Below are 17606 nucleotides of genomic sequence, written 5' to 3' on the forward strand. Positions count from 1 at the left end.
CCCCAGCACACCCAACCCCACCCGAAGCTGACGGCGCGCGACCCCACCGTCCCGCAGCAGCCTTTCACCGCCCCGGGTCAGGTCCGACATCCAGGTCCGGGCCAAGCTGGCCACCGCCAGTAGCCCCGGCGTGGGTCAGGCCTCCTCGCCGGGGCCGCTCGGCGTGCGGTCCTCCGGCAGGGAGTTGTCCTCCTCACCGAGGCCCTCGTCCTGTTCGGTGGCCGGGCGGGCTTCCTCGTCCAGGTCTTCGCGGCGGGGGTCGGTCATCGTCGTCTCCTAACGTCCGAACCGGCCCATGACGGTGCCGGTGCTGAGGACGTGCCCTTCGATCGCGGCGCGCACGTCCTGGCCGGTGGCGTCCTCCCCAAGGCCGAGCTCGCGATCCACGGCGTGCAAGCGGAAGAAGTACCGGTGCGGCTCATCCCCCACCGGCGGGCGCGGGCCGCTCCAGCCACGCTCCCCGAAGTCGTTGCGGCCCGCCACGCCGGAGTCCAGGCCGGTCGACGTCGGCGCGATGCCGGTGACCGCCCAGTGGGTGAACGTGCCGGCGGGAGCGTCCGGGTCCTCGCACAGCAGCACGAGTTCCGCGGCGCCGTCGGGGACGCCCAGCCACTCCAGTGACGGCCGCTCGTTGCCGCCGTCGTAGGAGTACTGCCCGGGGATCAACGTGTTGTCGCTGAAGGAGCTGGTGCGCAGCTCGAGCCCGCCGGCGAGCGGTCGCGGCGGCTCGCCGAGGCCCGGGTCGCCCCGGCTCGTGCCGCGATCGCCGGCCGGGCCCGCCGCGCGCTGGGGGTCCGGCATGGTGCCCTCCTCGGGAGATCGGTCGCACCAGCCGACATACCCACTGGCCCGGCGGGTACCCACCGCGGCATGAACCCCGAACGACCCCAGGACGACACCGAGGAGAACGCGGACAGCCGCACCTCGATCGCCGAGAGCACCGGCGAACCGTTCGAGCCGCCGCAGCCGGGCAAGACCGCCGTGTCGCGCAGCACGGAGGAGGCCGGCACCACGGGGACCGTCGGCCAGGCCGAATACCCACGCGACACCGAGAGCGGTTGATGAACGGCCGACGCAGGCACCGGACGTGATCCGCGAGGCCAACCGGCTCCGCCGCGCGGAACCGCGGGGCCGGCGCCGGTCAGTCGCGGTCCCGGCCGTGTCCACGGCCGGGCTTGTGGTCGTCGCGGTCGTCGCGGTCGTTGCGGTCTCCCGTGTCGCCGCCGGGTGGTGGTTCGGCGGCGGTTGCCGGTGCGGGTGACGGCGGCGGGGGCGGCGGTGTGCTCGTCTCGCTGGTCAGCACTGCGTCGCTGTCGATCAGCGGGGCGGGGGCGGCCGGGATGAGCCCGAGCTGGTGCGTCTCGGTGACCACGCGACCGTCCTCGAAGGTGTACGCGATGGTCACCGACACGGTGTTGTCGGCGACGACCGCGGGTGGCGTGGTGACCGTCAGTGCCGTGATGCCCGCCCACCGGGCGCGGTAGGCGTCCTGGCCCTGCGCCTGCATCTTCGGGCCGAGTCGGGTCCACGCGTTGTCCGGCCGGGCGGGAAGCAGGGCGTAGTACTCGCGCACCGCCCCGGTGATCGCGGCGGCGTCGAGCGCCGCGGGCGGCGGGGCCGGCGCCGGGGCCGGCGGATCAGGCGTGAGCTGGGTGAACAGGATGACGACCGCCAGCACGGCGAGCACGGCGCCCGCGACGGGCAGCAGGAACCGGCGCTTCGACGCGACGAGCCCGGCGACCCGCTTGTTCAGCCGCGCCCCGGCACCGCCCGCCCCGGCAACGGGAGTGTTCAGCCGCGTCGCAGCACCAACCGGCTCGGCCACCGGAATGTCCAGCCGCGTCCCAGCGGCGGCCGGCGCGTTCACCTGCGTCCCGGCGCCGCCCGGCCCAGCAACCGGGGCGTCCACCCGCGTCCCGGCACCGGCCGGCCCGGCAACCGGCGCGACCGGCACGGTCGGCGAGGCCGGGGTCACAACGGGTTGCGTCCGGGCGCGGGCCGGGTTCAGCGTGCGCGGCGGCACCGGCTGCCCGTCGGCGACCGCCTGCAGCGCGGTCACCACCTGCACGGTGCTGGGCCGCTGGGCGGGGTCGGGCCGCAGCATCGCCATCAGCACCGGGGCGAGCGGGCCCGCGTACTCCGGTTCCGGGACCTCCCCGGCGGCGACGCGGTGCAGCAGCGCGATCGGGTTCTCGTCGTCGCCGAACGGCGGCGCGCCCTCGACCGCGTCGTAGAGCGTGGCGCCCAGCGAGAACACGTCGGAGTCGGGCGTCGGCTCCTCGCCGCGGGCGATCTCCGGCGCGAGGAACATGGGCGTCCCGGAGACCAGGCCGCCCTGCGTGAGCGCCGAGTCACCGGTCGCGCGGGAGATGCCGAAGTCCGCGATCTTGACCGTGCCGTCGTCGGCGACGAGCAGGTTGCCCGGTTTGACGTCGCGGTGCACGATCCCGGCCGCGTGTGCGGCGGCCAGCGCGGCGGCGGCCTGCAGCCCGATCCGCGCGACGGCCTCCGGCGTGAGCAGCCCCTGCTCGGCGACGACCTCGGCGAGGCTGCGGGACGGCAGATACTCCATCACCAGCACGGGCTGCCCGTTGTGCTCGGCGACGTCGTGCACGGTGACCACGTTCGGGTGGCGCAGCCGGGCGGCGTTGCGGCCTTCGCGCAGGATCCGCTGCCGCGCCTGCTCGCTCTGCGCCGGGCCCGGCCACAGCTGCTTGACCGCGACCTGGCGATCCAGACGCTCGTCGCGGGCCAGCCAGACGACGCCCGTGCCGCCGGCTCCGACGCGGCTCTCCAGCCGGTACCGCCCGGCGAGGAGGTTGCCGGCGCCGTCCACGGTCAGTCCGTCCGTAGTCGTCACCCGATCAGGTTACGGACCGGCCTTCTCCGGGACGAGAGCGGGCAGCCGCCACACCATCAACGCCGACCACACCACGTGCGTCACCACCGGCGCCAGCACCCCGCCACCCGACCGCCGCTGCCACGCGAACACCGCTCCCATCACGGCGGACGCGGCGACCAGCGCGGGGTTGCGGGTGGCCGTGGTGGTCAGGACGTAGACGGCCGTCGACCCGGTCGCGCCCAGCGCGTTGTAGACCGGGCCGCGGAAGAAGAGCTCCTCGGCCGCGCCGTTGGCCAGCGTCGTGAGCAGCACGGCGCCGCCGTTGCCCGCGGTCGCGTAGCGGAGCACGCCCTGCAGCGCCCGGCGCAGCACCGGGATCCGCCTGGCCACTTCGGCGCCGGCGCGGACGAGGACGAACGCGCCGACGCCGGCGGCCACCGGGCCCGCGCCGATCCGGCCTGCCGGCGTCCGGTCGAGCAGGCTCCCGGCGGCCACACTCCCGCCACCGCCGCGGTCGAGCCGACGAACTCGGCCGAACCCGGCTTCCGCGACAGGGAGTGGCCCAGCAGCCCGGCCCCGGCCGCGGTGACCAGCCCCAGCGCGGTCTTCACGCCCCGGCTCGCTCCCGCAACGCGGCCACCACCGCGGCATCGAAGCCCATCGGCTCGAACGGCACGACCTCGCGCAGGCTGTGGTCCCGCACGACGACCTCGTTGGTCATGGAGTCGACCAGCGACCGGCCGGTGCGGGCGTCCACGTCGGTGACCAGCGACAACCACAGCGACGACAGCTTCGGCGACAGCAGCGGCACCGGCACGATGACCCGGAACCGGCCCTCGATCCCGGCCACGCGCTTCAGCATGTCGCCGTAGGCCAGGACGTCCGGGCCGCCTGCCTCGAACACCCGCCCCGGCGGCACGTCCAGCAGCGCGACCAGGTACCGGACGACGTCGGCCAGCGCGATCGGCTGGGTGCGGGTGCTGACCCACCGCGGGGTGACCATCGCAGGCAGGTGCTCGACCAGCTGGCGCGTGATCTCCCAGGAGATCCCGCCGTGGCCGATGACGATCCCGGCGCGCAGCACGGTCACCGGCACGCCCGCCTCGCCCAGCAGGCCCTCCACCTGACGGCGGCTGCGCAGGTGCGGCGACAGGTCGTCGGCGTCGTCGCCGAGCCCGCCGAGGTAGACGATCCGGGACAGGCCGGCGTCCGCGGCGGCACGGGCGAAGTTGCGTGCGGCACGGGCGTCGCGGCGTTCGAAGTCCGGCTCGCCCAGGGAGTGGACCAGGTAGTAGGCCGCGTCGGCGCCGGTCAGCGCCGCGTTCAGGGAACCGGCGTCGTGCACGTCGCCGTGGACGGGTTCGCCCGCGCCGGCGTAGTCGTCCGGGCGCCGGGTCATCGCGACGACGTCGTGACCGGCCTCGGCGAGCGCCGGGCACAGGCGCCGCCCCACGAATCCGGACGAACCCGCCACCACCACCCGCATCAGCCGTCCTCCGCGCTATCTTAGCGATGATATTCTTACGGTAGAAATGTTTTGAGGGGATCCTATGCCGAAGCGCGACAAGCCGCAGCCGGACGCGGTCGATCTGATGCTCGCGGAGTGGCGCCGCGAGGCGCCGGAGATCGACGCGTCGCCGCTGGCCGTGTTCGGGCGGCTGCACCGCGCCTTCGACGGGTACACCGTGCAGCTCAACCGGGTGTTCGGGCGGTACGGGGTCAACATCTCCGCCTTCGGCATCCTGGCCGCGCTGCGGCGCGTGGGCGCGCCGTACCGCCGGACGGCGGGCGAGCTGGCCGACGCGAACCTGCTCACCACGGGCGGCATCACGCAGCGGGTCGACAAACTGGAGGCCGCCGGCCTCGTCTACCGCGAGCGCGACGCCACCGACCGCCGCATCGTCTACATCGGACTCACCGACGAGGGCCTCGCGCTCACCGACAAGGTCGCGGAGGTCCACTTCGCGAACGAGAACCGCATGCTCGCGGGCCTGACGAAGACCGAGCGGACGCAGCTGGCGCAGCTGCTGAGCCGGCTGGAGCATTCGATCCGGCTGGCCGAGATGGCCGACCGGGCGGAAACCGACGGGAACCGTTCCGGGCGCCGGTGAGTCGGACCGGGGAACGATCATCCCCCCGGAAGGCTGCCTGATGACCGACCCCGTGCCGAACCTCGGCAACGACGCCACGGCGACCCTGTTCGACGCGATCGACTTCGCGGTCGAAAACGCGGAAACGACCGAGTCCGGCTTCGTGCCCTTCGTGCTCGCCGTCCTGCCCGACGGCGAGAAGGTCGCGACCCGCTACGTCGACTCCGAGGAGAACTTCACCGTCGAGGGCAGCGTCGCGCTGGCCCGGCAGGACCTCGCCGCCGCCGACCCGGTGCCGCGTCACGTCGCGCTGGCCTGGGACGGCTTCCTGACCCTGGACGAGGACCGGACCGAGGCGGTGTTCGTCGACGCCTACGAGCAGGGCAGGCCGGAGGGCGTGCGGTTCGCGCAGCGCTACCACCGCACGAGCGACGGCCTGGAGATGATCGGGAACCCGCTGCTGCTCGGCCACCGCCCCGAGCCGATGCTGCCCCACCCGGCCGGACCCGGGCAGGCGGCCGACGGCCGCGTCGCCGCGATCGCCCGGATCCAGGCCATGGTGGACGAGCGGAAGCGGCGCTAGCCGGCCCAGGGCAGGGGCGCCTCGTCGAGGCCCCAGTACACGCTCTTCTGCCGCAGGTACCCGAGGATCCCCTCGCGGCCCTTGTCGACGCCCAGCCCGCTCTCCTTCCTGCCGGAGAACGGCGTCGAGATGCTGAACTGCTTGTACGTGTTGATCCACACCGTCCCGGCCTCGATCCGCCGCGCCAGGCGCCACGCGCGGCGGTAGTCGGCGGTCCAGATGCCGCACGCGAGGCCGTACACGGTGTCGTTCGCCTGCGCCACCAGGTCCGCTTCGTCCCGGTAGGGCAGTAGCACGCCGACCGGGCCGAAGATCTCCTCCTGGCACGTCTTCGACGAGTTCGGCAGCCCCTCCAGCAGCGTCGGCGGGTAGTACGCGCCCGCCGACGGCGGCACCGCTCCCCCGCACAGCACCCGCGCCCCCTCCTCACGCGCGCGGTCCACCAGCGCGGCCACCCGGTCGCGGTGCGCGAACGTCGCCAACGGCGCCACCTGCGTGTCCGCCGCGGTGCCCGGCCCCATGCGCAGCCGGGACGCGCCCGCCACCAGGAGGTCCCGGAACTCGGCGTATCGCGACTCCGGCAGGAAGATGCGTGACCCGGCGATGCAGCTCTGGCCGCTGGAGGAGAAGATCCCGTACAGGATCCCGGCCACTGCCTGCTCGGCCGCCGCGTCCGGGCACACGATCGTCGGTGACTTGCCGCCCAGTTCCATCGTCACCGGCATGACCTTCTCCGCCGCGATCCGCCCGATCGCCCGCCCGGTCGACGTGCCCCCGGTGAACGCGACCTTCCCGACCGCGGGGTGCCGCACGATCGCGTCCCCCACCACCGAACCCGGGCCCGGCAGCACGGACAGCGACCGCGCCGGCACACCGGCCTCCAGCACGAGCCGGGCCAGCGCCAGCGACACCAGCGGCGTCGCCTCGGCCGGTTTGAGCAGCACGCCGTTGCCCGCGGCGAGCGCGGGCGCGATCTTCTGCGCGTCGCTGGCGATCGGCGAGTTCCACGGCGTGATCGCGCCGACCACCCCGATGGGCTCGTACACCGACATCGTCAGCCACGGCCCGCGCTGCGGGGTCAGCGCGGTCTCCATCGTCTCCAGCGCCGCCGCGTAGAACCGGAATGTCGCCGCGGCGCTCGCCACCAGCGCGCGCGTCTCGCGCAGCGCCTTGCCGGTGTTGCGGGTCTGCAGCAGGGCCAGCGCCTCCGCGTCCCGCTCGATCAGGTCGCCGACCCGGGCCAGCACCCGCGCCCGCTCGTGCGGCAGCAACGCCGCCCACTCGGCCACCCAGGCCGCGCGGGCCGCCTCGTCGACGTCCCTGGCGGACGCGCCGTGCACGACCGCGATCGGCGCACCGGTCGCCGGGTCCACGCACTCCAGCGGCGCGCCACCGCCGCGCCGCCACCGCCCGGCCACCAGGATCTCGTCCGCGGGCACTGTCATCGAGCCACCTCCACAGGCCGTCCAGAATCGGCAGAATAACTTAGCTCTAAGTTAATTGGAAGCCGTTAACACCATCGAAACCGGCAGCCAGAAAACTTAGAGCTAAGGGTTGTCGTCGCCCGGGTCGCGGTGCTACAAACTCTTCCCAAGTTCCCTTAGAGCTAAGACATCCAAGGAGATCCCGTGACGACGACGCAAGCCGGCCTCGAGGAACTGATCGACTCCTGCATCGCGACCCGCGAATCGCGCTACGAGGACTGGGACACGCTCGGCTTCCAGGCCAAGGCGGGCGAGCAGTTCCGCCGCGCGCAGGTCCGCTACATCGGCTCCGGCGCCACCGGCAACCACGACACCGACAACCGCATCCTGCCCTCGGAGCACTTCACGTTCTCCAACATGCGGCTGCCCGCCGGCGCGATCGGCCCCGAGCACACCCACCACGACGTGGAAGAGGTCTTCTTCGTCCTGGAGGGCACCCTCGAAGTCACGGTGCACGACGTCGAGGACGGCACCAAGACCGCCAGCCGCGTGCTGGGCTACCGCGACCTGATCCGCGTCCCGGCCGGGGTGCCGCGCAGCCTGCGCAACATCGGCGACACCGACGCCCTGTTCGCCGTGATCATCGGCGCGCAGAAGCCGCAGCTGCCGACCTACCCGCCGACCTCGCCGATGCACGGCGTGACCCGCGACTGAACCCATGACCCGGACGGTACGAGTTCACCAGAGCACCTGGCTGGCCGACGGGGTCGTGCGCGTCGAGCTGCGCGACCCCGTCGGGGCGGCCCTGCCGGCGTGGGAGCCGGGCGCGCACCTGTCGCTGCACCTGCCCAACGGGCTGGTCCGGGAGTACTCCCTGTGCGGCGACCCGGCGGACGGGCACAGCTGGACCGTGGCCGTCCTGCGCGAGCCGTCCTCCCGCGGCGGCAGCGCCTGGGTTCACGAGCGCCTCACCCCGGGCACGCTGATCGAGGTCGACGGGCCACGCAACAACTTCGCCCTCGAAGACGCGCCCCGGCACCTGCTGATCGCCGGCGGCATCGGCATCACTCCCCTGCTGGCGATGGCGAACACCCTGCAACAGCGGGGGTCCGACTGGTCCATGCTCTACTGTGGACGATCCCGGTCGAGCATGGCGTTCCTGGCCGACCTGCCCGCGGACCGGGTGCGCGTGCACGCCGACGACGAGCGCGGCGGACCGCCGGACCTGGCGGCCGAGCTGACCGGGCTGCGGCCGGGCACGCTCGTCTACTGCTGCGGCCCGGAACCGCTCATCGCCGCCGTCGAGGCCGCGCTCCCGGACGCCTCGATACTGCGGGTGGAACGGTTCCGCGCACCCACGACAGCCCCGGCCACCCCCGACGAAAGCTTCGACGTGGTGTGCGGCGGATCGGGGCGCCGGATTCCCGTGCCCGCGGGAGTGTCCATCTTGGACGCGCTCGCCGGGGCCGGGGTGTCCGTGCCGAACTCCTGTCGCGAAGGGGTGTGCGGCACCTGCGAGACCAAGGTGCTCGCCGGCGAACCCGAGCACCGCGACTTCCTGCTGAGCGACGACGAGAAGGCGGCCGGCGGCACGATGCTGATCTGCGTGTCCCGCAGCCGGTCGGCCGAGCTCGTCCTGGACGTGGAGGACTGAGGACATGCCTTCCAGCTACGAGAACGCGTTCGGCGACGAACTCGAGGCGATCTACGGCCGCGGCGTGCACGACCTGCCGGGTGTCGTGGCCGCCCTCAACTCCTCCGGGGTGCGCCCCGCGGGCGGCGAGGACTGGACCGAGTCGTCGTTCACCGCCGAACTGGCCCGCCTGAGCGGAACGGAGAAGTAGACGTGAACCCCTTGCACACCACCGACGGCCTGGTGACGTTCGGGCTGCGGGACCGCTGGTACCCGCTGTGCCCGTCCGGGCACGTGCGTCCCGGTGAGCTGGTCCGGATCGAGCGCGCGGGCGAGCAGCTGCTGCTGTGGCGCGACGCCGCCGGTGTCGTGCACGTCCAGGAGGACCGTTGCCCGCACCGCGCCGCGCGGCTGTCGCAGGGCGTGCACATGGGCGACCGGGTGGCCTGCAACTACCACGGCGTGCAGGTCGACGCCGAGGGCACAGTGGTGTCCGTGCCGGGGAGCCCGGGCTGCGCCCTGGAGGGCCGCCGCGTGCTGCGGACGTTCCCGGCGGAGGAGCACGCCGGCGCGATCTTCGCCTGGTTCGGACTCGACGAGTCGGCACCGCCCGCCCCGCTGGAGGTCCCGGAGCCGATCGCGGGCGGAGAGTGGTCGCAGTTCCTCTGCTACGTGGAGTGGGACGCACCCTACCTGTACTCGCTGGACAACCTGCTCGACCCGATGCACGGCGCGTTCCTGCACCGCAACAGCCACACCATGTTCGCCGGCAAACGCGAAGCGGTCTTCCAGATCCGGGCGACCGACAACGGTTTCGTGTTCGAGAAGACCGACCAGCGCGGCGTCAACTTCGACTGGGTCGAGCTGACCCACGGCGGCGCCGACTGGGTCACCCTCGACATCCCGTACCCGGACACCGCCGGCCCGGGCGGGCCGTTCACGATCGTCGCCGGGCTGTGCGCGATCTCGGCGAACCGGCACGCCGGGTTCTTCTGGCGCTGCCGCAAGGTGTCCGGCTGGGAGCGGGACAGCTGGCGCTTCCTCTACCGCAACCGGCTGGCGGCCCGGCACTACGCGGTGCTGGAGCAGGACCGCGAGATGGCCGAGGCGATGCCCGCCGACGCCTGGGACCGGGAGAACCTCTACCAGCACGACATCGCGCTCGTCCGGATGCGCCGCCTGCTGAAGGCGGAGGCCGCGAAACAGGCGGCCCGCCTGGCCGAGCCCGCGACCGCAGCACCGGTCCCGGTCGCCTGAACCCCTTGGAGGACACCATGTCCGAACCCGTCGTCCGGTTGCGGGCGCTGCGGTCGGTGACCCTGCGCTCCACCGCGTGCGCTGACGCGGGCGAGTTCTACCGCGAGGTGTGGGGCCTGCGGCAGGTCGAGCAGGACACCGGCGCGGTGTGGCTGCGCGGCACCAGCAGCGAGCACCACGTGCTGCAGTTGCAGCAGGCCGAGCGGAACGCGCTCGGCAAGGTGGCCTTCGCGGTCGCCACGCCCCGCGAGATCGACGAGGCCGCGAGCCGCCTGGTCGCGCAGGGCATTCCGCTGGTCACCGAGCCCGGCAAGCTGGACCAGGTCGGCGGCGGCTACGGGCTGCGCTTCGCCGATCCGGAGGGCCGGCTGGTCGAGCTGTCCGCGGACGTGTTCGCGGTGACCCCGGACGATCCGGACGGCCACCCGGCGGTGCCGCGCAAGCTGGCGCACGTCGTGCTCAACACCGCCGACATCGACGCGGCCTGCGAGTTCTACACCCGCGTGCTCGGCATGCGGATCTCCGACTGGTCCGAGCACCAGATGGCGTTCCTGCGCTGCAACGCCGACCACCACGTGATCGCGTTCAACCAGGCGCCGTTCGCGTCGGTCAACCACGTCGCCTACGAGATGGCCTCGATCGACCACTTCATGCGCGGTATCGGGCGGCTGCGGCACAACGGGATCACCCCGCTGTGGGGTCCGGGCCGGCACGGGCCGGGCAGCAACACGTTCGGCTACTTCGCCGACCCGGCCGGGCTCGTGTGCGAGTACACCTCCGAGGTCGAGCAGGTCGTGGAGGACGCGTGGCTGTGCCGGGTGTGGCGGCGCACGCCCGAGCTGTCCGACCTGTGGGGCACCGCGGGGCCGCCGTCGAAGGACGTCCGCACCCACATGGCGGGCGTGCCCGACCCCGGCTACACCGCGTGGTGGCGGGGATGAGGGCCGGGGTGATCGGCGCGGGCTCGATCGGCGGCGTGGTCGCCCGCGCCCTGCGCGACGGATCCGTGCCGGGTGCGACGCTCTCCGGCGTCGTGGACCCGGCCGGTGCGGCGGATCTGCCGCTGGTGTCGCTGGACGAACTTTTGTCCACTTCGGACCTGGTAGTCGAGGCGGCCGGGCAGCGGGCGCTGGCGGAGGTCGGACCGCAGGTGCTGGCCGCCGGGCGGGACCTGCTGGTCGTGTCGGTCGGCGCGCTGGCCGACGACGCCCTGCTGGACAAGCTGCTGTCCGCGGGCCCCGGTGAGCTGCACCTGTCGACCGGGGCGATCGGCGGCCTGGACCTGCTGCGGGCGGCGGCCCGGATGGCGCCGCTGTCCCGGGTGACGATCGAGACCACGAAACTGGCCGCGAACCTGGTTCAGGCATGGATGTCCGACGAGGAGTCCGCGCGGCTGCGGACCACCGCCGAGCCGGTCGAGCTGATGCGCGGCCCGGCACGCGAGGTGACGGCGGCGTTCCCGAAGTCGGCGAACGTGGCTGCCTCGGTGGCGCTGGCCGTGGGCGACTGGGACGTGGTGGAGGCGGCGGTGATCGCCGACCCGGCCGCCGAGCTGACCTCGCACGTCATCACCGCCGACGGGCCGGCCGGGTCGTACCGGTTCGAGATCCGCAACCGGCCCTCGCCGCGGACGCCGACGAGCAGTGAGGTCGTGCCGCACGCGGTGCTCGCCGCGATCGCCGCGCTGGCGGAGCCGCGGGTGGTGTTCCGGTGACCCCCGTGTTGCTGCTGCACGGCATCGGCGGGTCCAGCGCGTCCTTCGAGTCGCAAGTGGACGTCCTGGCGGAGCGGCACCGGGTGGTGGCTTGGGACGCGCCCGGGTACGGGGACTCGCCGGATCCGGAACGCGCCGACATCGCCTGGTACGCCGAACGGGCGGCGCGGATCTTCGACGAACCCGCGCACGTGGTGGGCGTGTCGTGGGGCGGGGTGATCGCGACCCGGCTCGCGCTGGAGCACCCCGTGCTGTCGCTGACCCTGGCCGACTCCACGCGCGGCTCCGGCACCAGCGCGGCGGCCGCCGCGCGGATGCGGGCGCGGGTGGATGAGCTGGCCGAGGTGGGTGCCGCGGAGTTCGCGCGGCGGCGAGCGCCGCGCCTGAGCTCCGATCCGGCGACCCGCGCCAAGGTCGAGGCGACGATGGCCCGGGTGCGCCTGGCCGGGTACCGCGCGGCCGCGGAGTCGATGGCCACCACCGACCACGGTCCGCTGCTCGGCCGGATCAGCGTGCCGACGCTGGTGGTCGTGGGCGCCGACGACCAGGTCACCGGCGTCGAGGAGAGCCGCCTGCTGGCGCGGGAGATCCCCGGGGCGCGGCTGCGGGTGATCAGCGGCGGGCACGCGGCCAACCAGGAGTGCCCCAGCGAGTTCAACGAGGTCCTGCTCGAGTTCCTGTCCGAAGTGGAGGCCGTGCGATGCGCCTGATCGTGGTGACCGGCGCCGGGCGTGGGCTCGGCTGGGCGATCGCCGACGCCCTCGGCGCGTCCGGCGCGCAGGTCGTGGTCGCCGAGCGCGACCCGGAACGCGCCGCCCGCGGGGTGGCGCAGCTCGAAGAGCGCGGGCGGAGCGTGCACCGGATCGACACCGACGTCGCCGATCCCGATTCGGTGGCGCGGCTGGCGGAACAGGTGGCGAAGATCGGGCCGCTGCACGGGCTGGTCAACAACGCGGCGATGGCCGACGGCGTGGGCGGCAAGCACTTCGCCGACCTGGAGGTGCAGGCGTGGGACCGGCTGATGACGGTCAACGCGCGCGGCCCGTGGCTGGTCGCCCGCGCCCTGTACCCGCAGCTGGCGGCCACCGGCGGGCGGATCGTGAACATCGCCTCCGACGTCGCGCTGTTCGGGCCGCCGCGGCTGGTGCACTACGTGTCCTCGAAGGGCGCGGTGATCGCGATGACCCGGGCGATGGCGCGCGATGCGGGGCCGGACGGGGTGACGGTGAACGCGGTCGCGCCGGGCCTGACCGAGGTCGAGGCGACCGAGCGGGTGCCACGCGAACGGCACCAGCTCTACGCGAACGGGCGGGCGCTGACCCGGGCGCAGCAACCGGGTGACGTGGTGGGCGCGGTGGAGTTCCTGCTCTCCGACGCCGCCTCGTTCATCACCGGGCAAACGTTGGTCGTCGACGGCGGATTCGTCTGCCACTAGGAGTTTTCATGGACCTGGGACTTTCCGGGCGGGCGGTCGTGGTGACCGGCGCCAGTTCCGGTGTCGGGCTGGCCACCGCCGCGATGCTGCTCGCCGAGGGCGCACACGTCGCCGCGTGCGCGCGGGACGGCGTGCGGCTGGAGAAGGCCCTCGCCGACCTGCCCCGCGCGGCCGGCGCCCGGCTGTACACCGCGGCCTGTGACGTCCTCGACGCCGGCGACGTGCGCCGGTTCGTCACCGGCGCCGGTGAGGAGTTCGGCGGGCTGGACGGCGTGGTCAACAACGCCGGGCGCTCGCTGATGGCGCGGCTGGCCGAGACCAGCGACGAGCAGTGGCGCGACGAGCTGCACCTGAAGATCTTCTCGGTGCTGCACGTCGTCCGCGCCGCGCAGCCGTGGCTGCGGCCGGGTGCCGCGGTGGTCAACGTCAACGCGATCCTGTCCCGCCAGCCCGAACCGAAGCTCGCCGCGACGTCGGCGGCGCGGGCGGCGCTGCTGAACCTGTCCAAGACGCTGGCCGCGGAGCTGGCGCCGCGGGTGCGGGTCAACTCGGTGTGCCTCGGCCTGGTGGACACCGGGCAGTGGCGGCGCCGGTACGAACAGTCCGGCACCGAGCTGACCTGGGCGGAGTGGACTTCGGCGCTCGCCGCGGACCGGGGCATCCCGCTCGGCAGGCTCGGCACCGCCGAGGAAGTCGCCTTCCCGATCGTGGCGCTGCTGTCACCGCACGCGTCCTACATCACCGGCTCCGCCCTCGACGTCGGTGGCGGCGTCGCCCGATACGTCTAGGGAATTCCATGGGTGACGGCTTGCGTAGCGGTGCGGGTGGCGGAACCTCAGACGCCCCCTCGCTGTGGGATCGCCTCCTCATGAATGCCAATTCACCACGTCGGCGCTGTCCTCGCGAGGAGCCTCCCACCCGTCTCCCACCACCACCCTCAATCGACGCGTTTCACGCGGCCGAGCTGGCTCAGAACCCGCGGCGGTGCGAGCTGCCTACATCCAAGGAGGAAGTGTGACACACGGCAACGGCGGGGACCTGCTCGCCCAGATCCTGATCGACAACGGCGTCGACACCGCGTTCGGCATCGTGAGCGTGCACAACCTGCCGCTGGTGGAGGCGATCGCGGCGCGGCTGCGGTTCGTGCCGGTGCGGCACGAGGCGGCGGCGGTCAACGCGGCCGACGGGTACGCCCGCGCCGGCGGCGGGCTCGGGGTCGCGATCACCAGCACCGGCACCGGTGCGGGCAACGCGGCCGGGTCGCTGGTGGAGGCGCTGACCGCGGGCAGCCGGGTGCTGCACGTGACCGGGCAGATCGACTCCCCCTACCTCGGGCAAGGCCGCGGGGTCATCCACGAGACGCGTGACCAGCTGGGCATGCTCACCGCGGTGTCCAAGCACGCCGCGACCATCTCTTCGGTGGCCGAGGCCGAAGACGCGCTGCGGCGGGCGGTGCGGGAGGCCGTGTCCCTCCCCTGTGGACCGTCCAGTGTGGAATGGCCGATCGACCTGCAGTACGCGCGGCACGACGTGGTGGCTCGCGGTCCGGAGGTTCCGGCGCCGGTGCCGCCGCCGGACGAGGACGCGCTGGCCCGGGCCGACCACTTGATCGCCTCGGCGAGGCGCCCGGTGATCTGGGCCGGCGGCGGCGCGGTCGACGCGCGGGACGAGGTGCGGGAGCTGGCCGAGCGGCTGCACGCGCCGGTGTTCACGAGCAACTCCGGGCGCGGCACGCTGCCCGAGGACCACCCGCTGGTGGTCGGCAACTTCGCGACCGCGGCGGAGGACCTGCTGGCCGAAGCGGACCTGCTGATCTCGATCGGGACGCACTTCCGGTCCAACGAGACGAAGCACTACCACCTGGCGCTGCCCGCGCGGCACATCCAGATCGACGTCGACCCCGCCGCCCTGGGCCGGGTGCACCCGGCGACGGTCGGGATCGCCGGGGAGGCCGCGGCGGTGCTGCGGCGGCTGCGGGGCGGGTCCGGTGATCGGCAGTGGCGGGCACGGGCGGTGGCGACGCGGTCCGCCGTGCGGTCGCGGCTGCGCGAGGCGATCGGCCCGTACGGCGAAATCTGCGACGCGATGCGGGCGGGGTTGCCGCGGGAGTCGGTGATCGCCCGAGACGTGACGATCCCGTCGAGCCAGTGGGGCAACCGGCTGCTGGACATCTTCTTCCCGCGGACCAACCTGTTCCCGGTCGGCGGCGGGATCGGTCAGGGCCTGGCGACGGGCATCGGGGCGGCGCTGTCCGGCCGCGACGCTCCGACGCTGGTGATGGTCGGGGACGGCGGGCTGGCCGTGCACCTGGGCGAGCTGGGCACGCTGGCGCAGGAGAAGCCGTGGCTGGTGCTGGTGGTCTTCAACGACGGCGGGTACGGGGTGCTGCGGAACATGCAGGACCACCACGGCGGTTCGCGGGCCGGGGTGGACCTGTACACCCCGGACTTCTCGCGGCTCGCGCAGTCGCTGGACCTGCCGTACCAGCTGGTGAGCAGGCCGTCGCTGTTCGCGGAGGCGCTGGAGAAGGCGGTGGCGCAGCACGGCCCGGCCGTGATCGAGGTCGACGTGACGGCGCTGGACCCGGCGCCACGCCCGTTCGTCCCGCCGGTGCCCGTCCCCCGGGAGGACTGATGGCCACCCCGGCGACCACCCACCACCACGGACACGCCCCCGCCAACCGGCGGCGCCGCATCCTCAAGACGGCCGCACCCCTGCTCGTGCGCTACCCCGCCGCGGACGTACGCGCGGCGGTCATCGTCCTGCACGACGAGCGGGGGCTCACCGCCGAAGCCGAGGCCGCCTGCCGCACGCTCGCCGAGTGCGGGTACCTCGCCGTCGCCCCGCTGCTCTACTACGACACCGGCGGGCGCGTTTTCCCGCGCGGCAACTTCGCGGCCCTCGAGCCCGCGGATCTCGCCGCCGACGTGGCCGGCGCGCTGGACCACCTGAGCCGCCGGGCGGGGGTTCCAGCGAGCGCGTTCATCGGGCTCGGCCAGGGCGCCCACCTCGCCGCCGTGGCCGCCGCCGAGCACGGACTGCCGGCCGCCGGCGTCGACCCGCGTGAGGGGCCCTGGCCGGACCTCCCCGAGCTGCCGGTGCTCGCCGCGAACCTGGGCGGGTCCTGGCTGTCCCTGTGTGACGAAGCCGACGCCTGGGACGAAGCAGTGCGATTCCTCGATTCAGCCCGCACACTATTGCCCGACGAGGAGACCGAATGAGCATCGACGCCACACCCGCCATGACGCAGGGTGACATCGCCGCGCGGCTGGAACGGCTGCCGATGTCGCGATGGCAGATCAGCGTCCGCCTGCTGATCGGCATCGTGACCTTCTTCGAGGCGTTCGACCAGCTGCTGATCGCCTACACGCTGCCGGTGCTCTCCCGCGAGTGGGGCCTGTCGGCGGCCACCAGCACCGCGGCGCTGACCATCGGCTCGATCGGGATGCTGGTCGGCGCGCTGGTGTCCGGCTGGGCCGCCGACCGGATCGGCCGGGTGCGGGTGATCGCGATCTGCGTCGCCGTCAGCGCACTGTGCAGCGCCGGCATGGCGGCCTGCGACTCGCTCACCCCGTTCCTCGTCCTGCGGTTCGTGCAGGGCCTCGCGATCGGCGGCGAGGTGCCGACCGCGGCCGCCTACATCAGCGAGATCACCCGCGCCCACAAGCGCGGCCGGTTCGTGCTGCTCTACGAGGTGGTGTTCCCGGCGGGCCTGGCGGTGAGCGCGCTGGTCGCGGCGTGGCTGATCCCCCTGTGGGGCTGGCGCTCGCTGTACCTGCTGGCCGCCGTCCCCGGCCTGATGGCGTTCGTGATCCTGCGCAAGGTGCCGGAGTCGCCGCGCTGGCTCGCCTCCCGCGGCAAGTACGACAAGGCCGCCGCGGCGATGGCGACGATGGAGACCAAGGTCCGGCGCGCCACCGGCGAGCCGCTGCCTGCGCCCGCCGCCACGGTGCCGGTCACCGCCCCGCAGCAGCGCGGCAACGCCCTGCGCGACCTGTTCGCCGGCCGCTACCGCCGCCGCACGCTGACCGTGTGGACCATCTGGTTCGTCGGCTACCTCGCCAACTACGGCATCACGTCGTGGCTGCCGACCATCTACCGCGGCGTGTTCCACCTGCCGCTGGGCCAGGCGCTCTGGTACAGCACCGCGACCTCGGCCGCCGGCCTGGTCGGGTGCGTGCTGGCGGCGCTGGTGATCGACCGGATCGGGCGCCGGATGGTGCTGGCCGCCGGGCTCGGCGCGACCACCGCGATGCTGGTGGTGCTGGGCGCGCTCGGCGCCGGGTCGCCGGTGCAGCTGCTGGTGTGGTCGTCGCTGGCGGCGGTGTTCAACTTCGCCGTGAACATCAGCCTGTACCTCTACACGCCCGAGCTGTACCCGACGCGCAGCCGCGCGCTGGGCTGCAGCCTCGGCGGGGTGATGAACCGGCTGGGCCTGATCCTCGGGCCGATCCTGGTCGGCGCGGTCTACGCCGGCGGCACCGCGCTGGGCTCGGTGTTCCTGCTGATCAGCGGGATCACGCTGGTCGGCGCGATCGTGGCCGCGGTGTTCGCCGAGGAGACGCGCGGCCGCACGCTGGAGGAGATCGCGCCCTGACTCCGATGGGGTGCCGGGTTCGCCCGGCACC

Annotated in this window: 21 protein-coding genes; 15 read left to right on the forward strand and 6 right to left on the reverse strand. The window is 73.5% G+C overall.

Annotated elements, in window-relative coordinates:
• Positions 1 to 135: 135 nt before the first annotated feature.
• Positions 136 to 267, reverse strand: coding sequence for a hypothetical protein (locus ACCP09_RS19200; protein WP_017981498.1), 132 nt, complete (start codon positions 265 to 267; stop codon positions 136 to 138).
• Between the two features lie 9 nt (positions 268 to 276).
• Entirely contained in the window at positions 277 to 801 is a 525-nt protein-coding gene (locus tag ACCP09_RS19205) for a YbhB/YbcL family Raf kinase inhibitor-like protein (protein WP_433748497.1), read from the reverse strand.
• A 69-nt stretch (positions 802 to 870) separates the two neighbouring features.
• Between ACCP09_RS19205 and ACCP09_RS19210 the strand changes: the two genes are divergently transcribed.
• Positions 871 to 1062, forward strand: a complete 192-nt coding sequence (locus tag ACCP09_RS19210; protein ID WP_378335754.1) for a hypothetical protein — start codon at positions 871 to 873, stop codon at positions 1060 to 1062.
• Positions 1063 to 1141: 79 nt separating this feature from the next.
• On the opposite strand, the gene ACCP09_RS19215 is transcribed toward ACCP09_RS19210, so the two are convergent.
• The 3 genes from ACCP09_RS19215 to ACCP09_RS19225 form a co-directional block, all read right to left on the reverse strand.
• Positions 1142 to 2860 (reverse strand): protein kinase domain-containing protein, encoded by a 1719-nt coding sequence (locus tag ACCP09_RS19215; protein ID WP_433748500.1) that lies wholly within the window; start codon positions 2858 to 2860, stop codon positions 1142 to 1144.
• A 9-nt stretch (positions 2861 to 2869) separates the two neighbouring features.
• A complete protein-coding gene (locus ACCP09_RS19220) occupies positions 2870 to 3337 on the reverse strand; it encodes a CPBP family intramembrane glutamic endopeptidase (RefSeq protein ID WP_433748503.1) in 468 nt (155 codons plus the stop codon).
• Positions 3338 to 3449: 112 nt separating this feature from the next.
• Positions 3450 to 4328 (reverse strand): NAD(P)H-binding protein, encoded by an 879-nt coding sequence (locus tag ACCP09_RS19225; protein ID WP_027931290.1) that lies wholly within the window; start codon positions 4326 to 4328, stop codon positions 3450 to 3452.
• Between the two features lie 64 nt (positions 4329 to 4392).
• Here ACCP09_RS19225 and ACCP09_RS19230 point away from each other — a divergent pair, with 64 nt between their 5' ends.
• On the forward strand, positions 4393 to 4953 hold the full coding sequence (locus ACCP09_RS19230; RefSeq protein WP_037322571.1) for a MarR family winged helix-turn-helix transcriptional regulator: 561 nt from the start codon (positions 4393 to 4395) through the stop codon (positions 4951 to 4953).
• 40 nt (positions 4954 to 4993) lie between these two features.
• Positions 4994 to 5515 carry a hypothetical protein gene (locus tag ACCP09_RS19235; RefSeq protein ID WP_378363123.1) on the forward strand — a complete coding sequence of 174 codons (522 nt, stop codon included), beginning with the start codon at positions 4994 to 4996 and terminating at the stop codon, positions 5513 to 5515.
• Here ACCP09_RS19235 and ACCP09_RS19240 read toward each other — a convergent pair.
• Positions 5512 to 6960 (reverse strand): aldehyde dehydrogenase, encoded by a 1449-nt coding sequence (locus ACCP09_RS19240; protein WP_433748507.1) that lies wholly within the window; start codon positions 6958 to 6960, stop codon positions 5512 to 5514. The genes ACCP09_RS19235 and ACCP09_RS19240 overlap by 4 nt on opposite strands.
• 183 nt (positions 6961 to 7143) lie before the next feature.
• Between ACCP09_RS19240 and ACCP09_RS19245 the strand changes: the two genes are divergently transcribed.
• The 12 genes from ACCP09_RS19245 to ACCP09_RS19300 all read left to right on the forward strand — a co-directional run bounded on the left by ACCP09_RS19245 (position 7144) and on the right by ACCP09_RS19300 (position 17575).
• A complete protein-coding gene (locus ACCP09_RS19245; RefSeq protein WP_020418960.1) occupies positions 7144 to 7653 on the forward strand; it encodes a cupin domain-containing protein in 510 nt (169 codons plus the stop codon).
• Between the two features lie 4 nt (positions 7654 to 7657).
• Positions 7658 to 8593, forward strand: a complete 936-nt coding sequence (locus ACCP09_RS19250; protein ID WP_433748511.1) for a PDR/VanB family oxidoreductase — start codon at positions 7658 to 7660, stop codon at positions 8591 to 8593.
• A gap of 4 nt (positions 8594 to 8597) precedes the next feature.
• Entirely contained in the window at positions 8598 to 8783 is a 186-nt protein-coding gene (locus ACCP09_RS19255) for a recombinase-like helix-turn-helix domain-containing protein (protein WP_037322573.1), read from the forward strand.
• A gap of 2 nt (positions 8784 to 8785) precedes the next feature.
• A complete protein-coding gene (locus tag ACCP09_RS19260) occupies positions 8786 to 9829 on the forward strand; it encodes a Rieske 2Fe-2S domain-containing protein (RefSeq protein ID WP_431903754.1) in 1044 nt (347 codons plus the stop codon).
• Positions 9830 to 9846: 17 nt separating this feature from the next.
• Complete coding sequence (locus tag ACCP09_RS19265) at positions 9847 to 10770, forward strand: VOC family protein (protein WP_433748515.1); 924 nt, start codon at positions 9847 to 9849, stop codon at positions 10768 to 10770.
• On the forward strand, positions 10767 to 11543 hold the full coding sequence (locus tag ACCP09_RS19270) for an aspartate dehydrogenase domain-containing protein (RefSeq protein ID WP_433748518.1): 777 nt from the start codon (positions 10767 to 10769) through the stop codon (positions 11541 to 11543). The genes ACCP09_RS19265 and ACCP09_RS19270 overlap by 4 nt, the downstream gene beginning before the upstream one ends.
• Complete coding sequence (locus ACCP09_RS19275) at positions 11540 to 12253, forward strand: alpha/beta fold hydrolase (RefSeq protein ID WP_433748521.1); 714 nt, start codon at positions 11540 to 11542, stop codon at positions 12251 to 12253. The genes ACCP09_RS19270 and ACCP09_RS19275 overlap by 4 nt, the downstream gene beginning before the upstream one ends.
• Complete coding sequence (locus ACCP09_RS19280) at positions 12244 to 12978, forward strand: SDR family oxidoreductase (protein WP_433748524.1); 735 nt, start codon at positions 12244 to 12246, stop codon at positions 12976 to 12978. The genes ACCP09_RS19275 and ACCP09_RS19280 overlap by 10 nt, the downstream gene beginning before the upstream one ends.
• A gap of 8 nt (positions 12979 to 12986) precedes the next feature.
• A complete protein-coding gene (locus ACCP09_RS19285; protein ID WP_378335766.1) occupies positions 12987 to 13766 on the forward strand; it encodes an SDR family oxidoreductase in 780 nt (259 codons plus the stop codon).
• A gap of 226 nt (positions 13767 to 13992) precedes the next feature.
• Complete coding sequence (locus ACCP09_RS19290) at positions 13993 to 15612, forward strand: thiamine pyrophosphate-binding protein (RefSeq protein ID WP_433748527.1); 1620 nt, start codon at positions 13993 to 13995, stop codon at positions 15610 to 15612.
• A complete protein-coding gene (locus tag ACCP09_RS19295; protein ID WP_123683118.1) occupies positions 15612 to 16199 on the forward strand; it encodes a dienelactone hydrolase family protein in 588 nt (195 codons plus the stop codon). The genes ACCP09_RS19290 and ACCP09_RS19295 overlap by 1 nt, the downstream gene beginning before the upstream one ends.
• Positions 16196 to 17575, forward strand: a complete 1380-nt coding sequence (locus tag ACCP09_RS19300; RefSeq protein WP_431903732.1) for an MFS transporter — start codon at positions 16196 to 16198, stop codon at positions 17573 to 17575. Before ACCP09_RS19295 ends, ACCP09_RS19300 begins: the two co-directional genes overlap by 4 nt.
• Positions 17576 to 17606: the final 31 nt, after the last annotated feature.

This window comes from Amycolatopsis sp. 3B14 (assembly GCF_050958625.1).
GTDB lineage: Bacteria > Actinomycetota > Actinomycetes > Mycobacteriales > Pseudonocardiaceae > Amycolatopsis_E > Amycolatopsis_E thermoflava.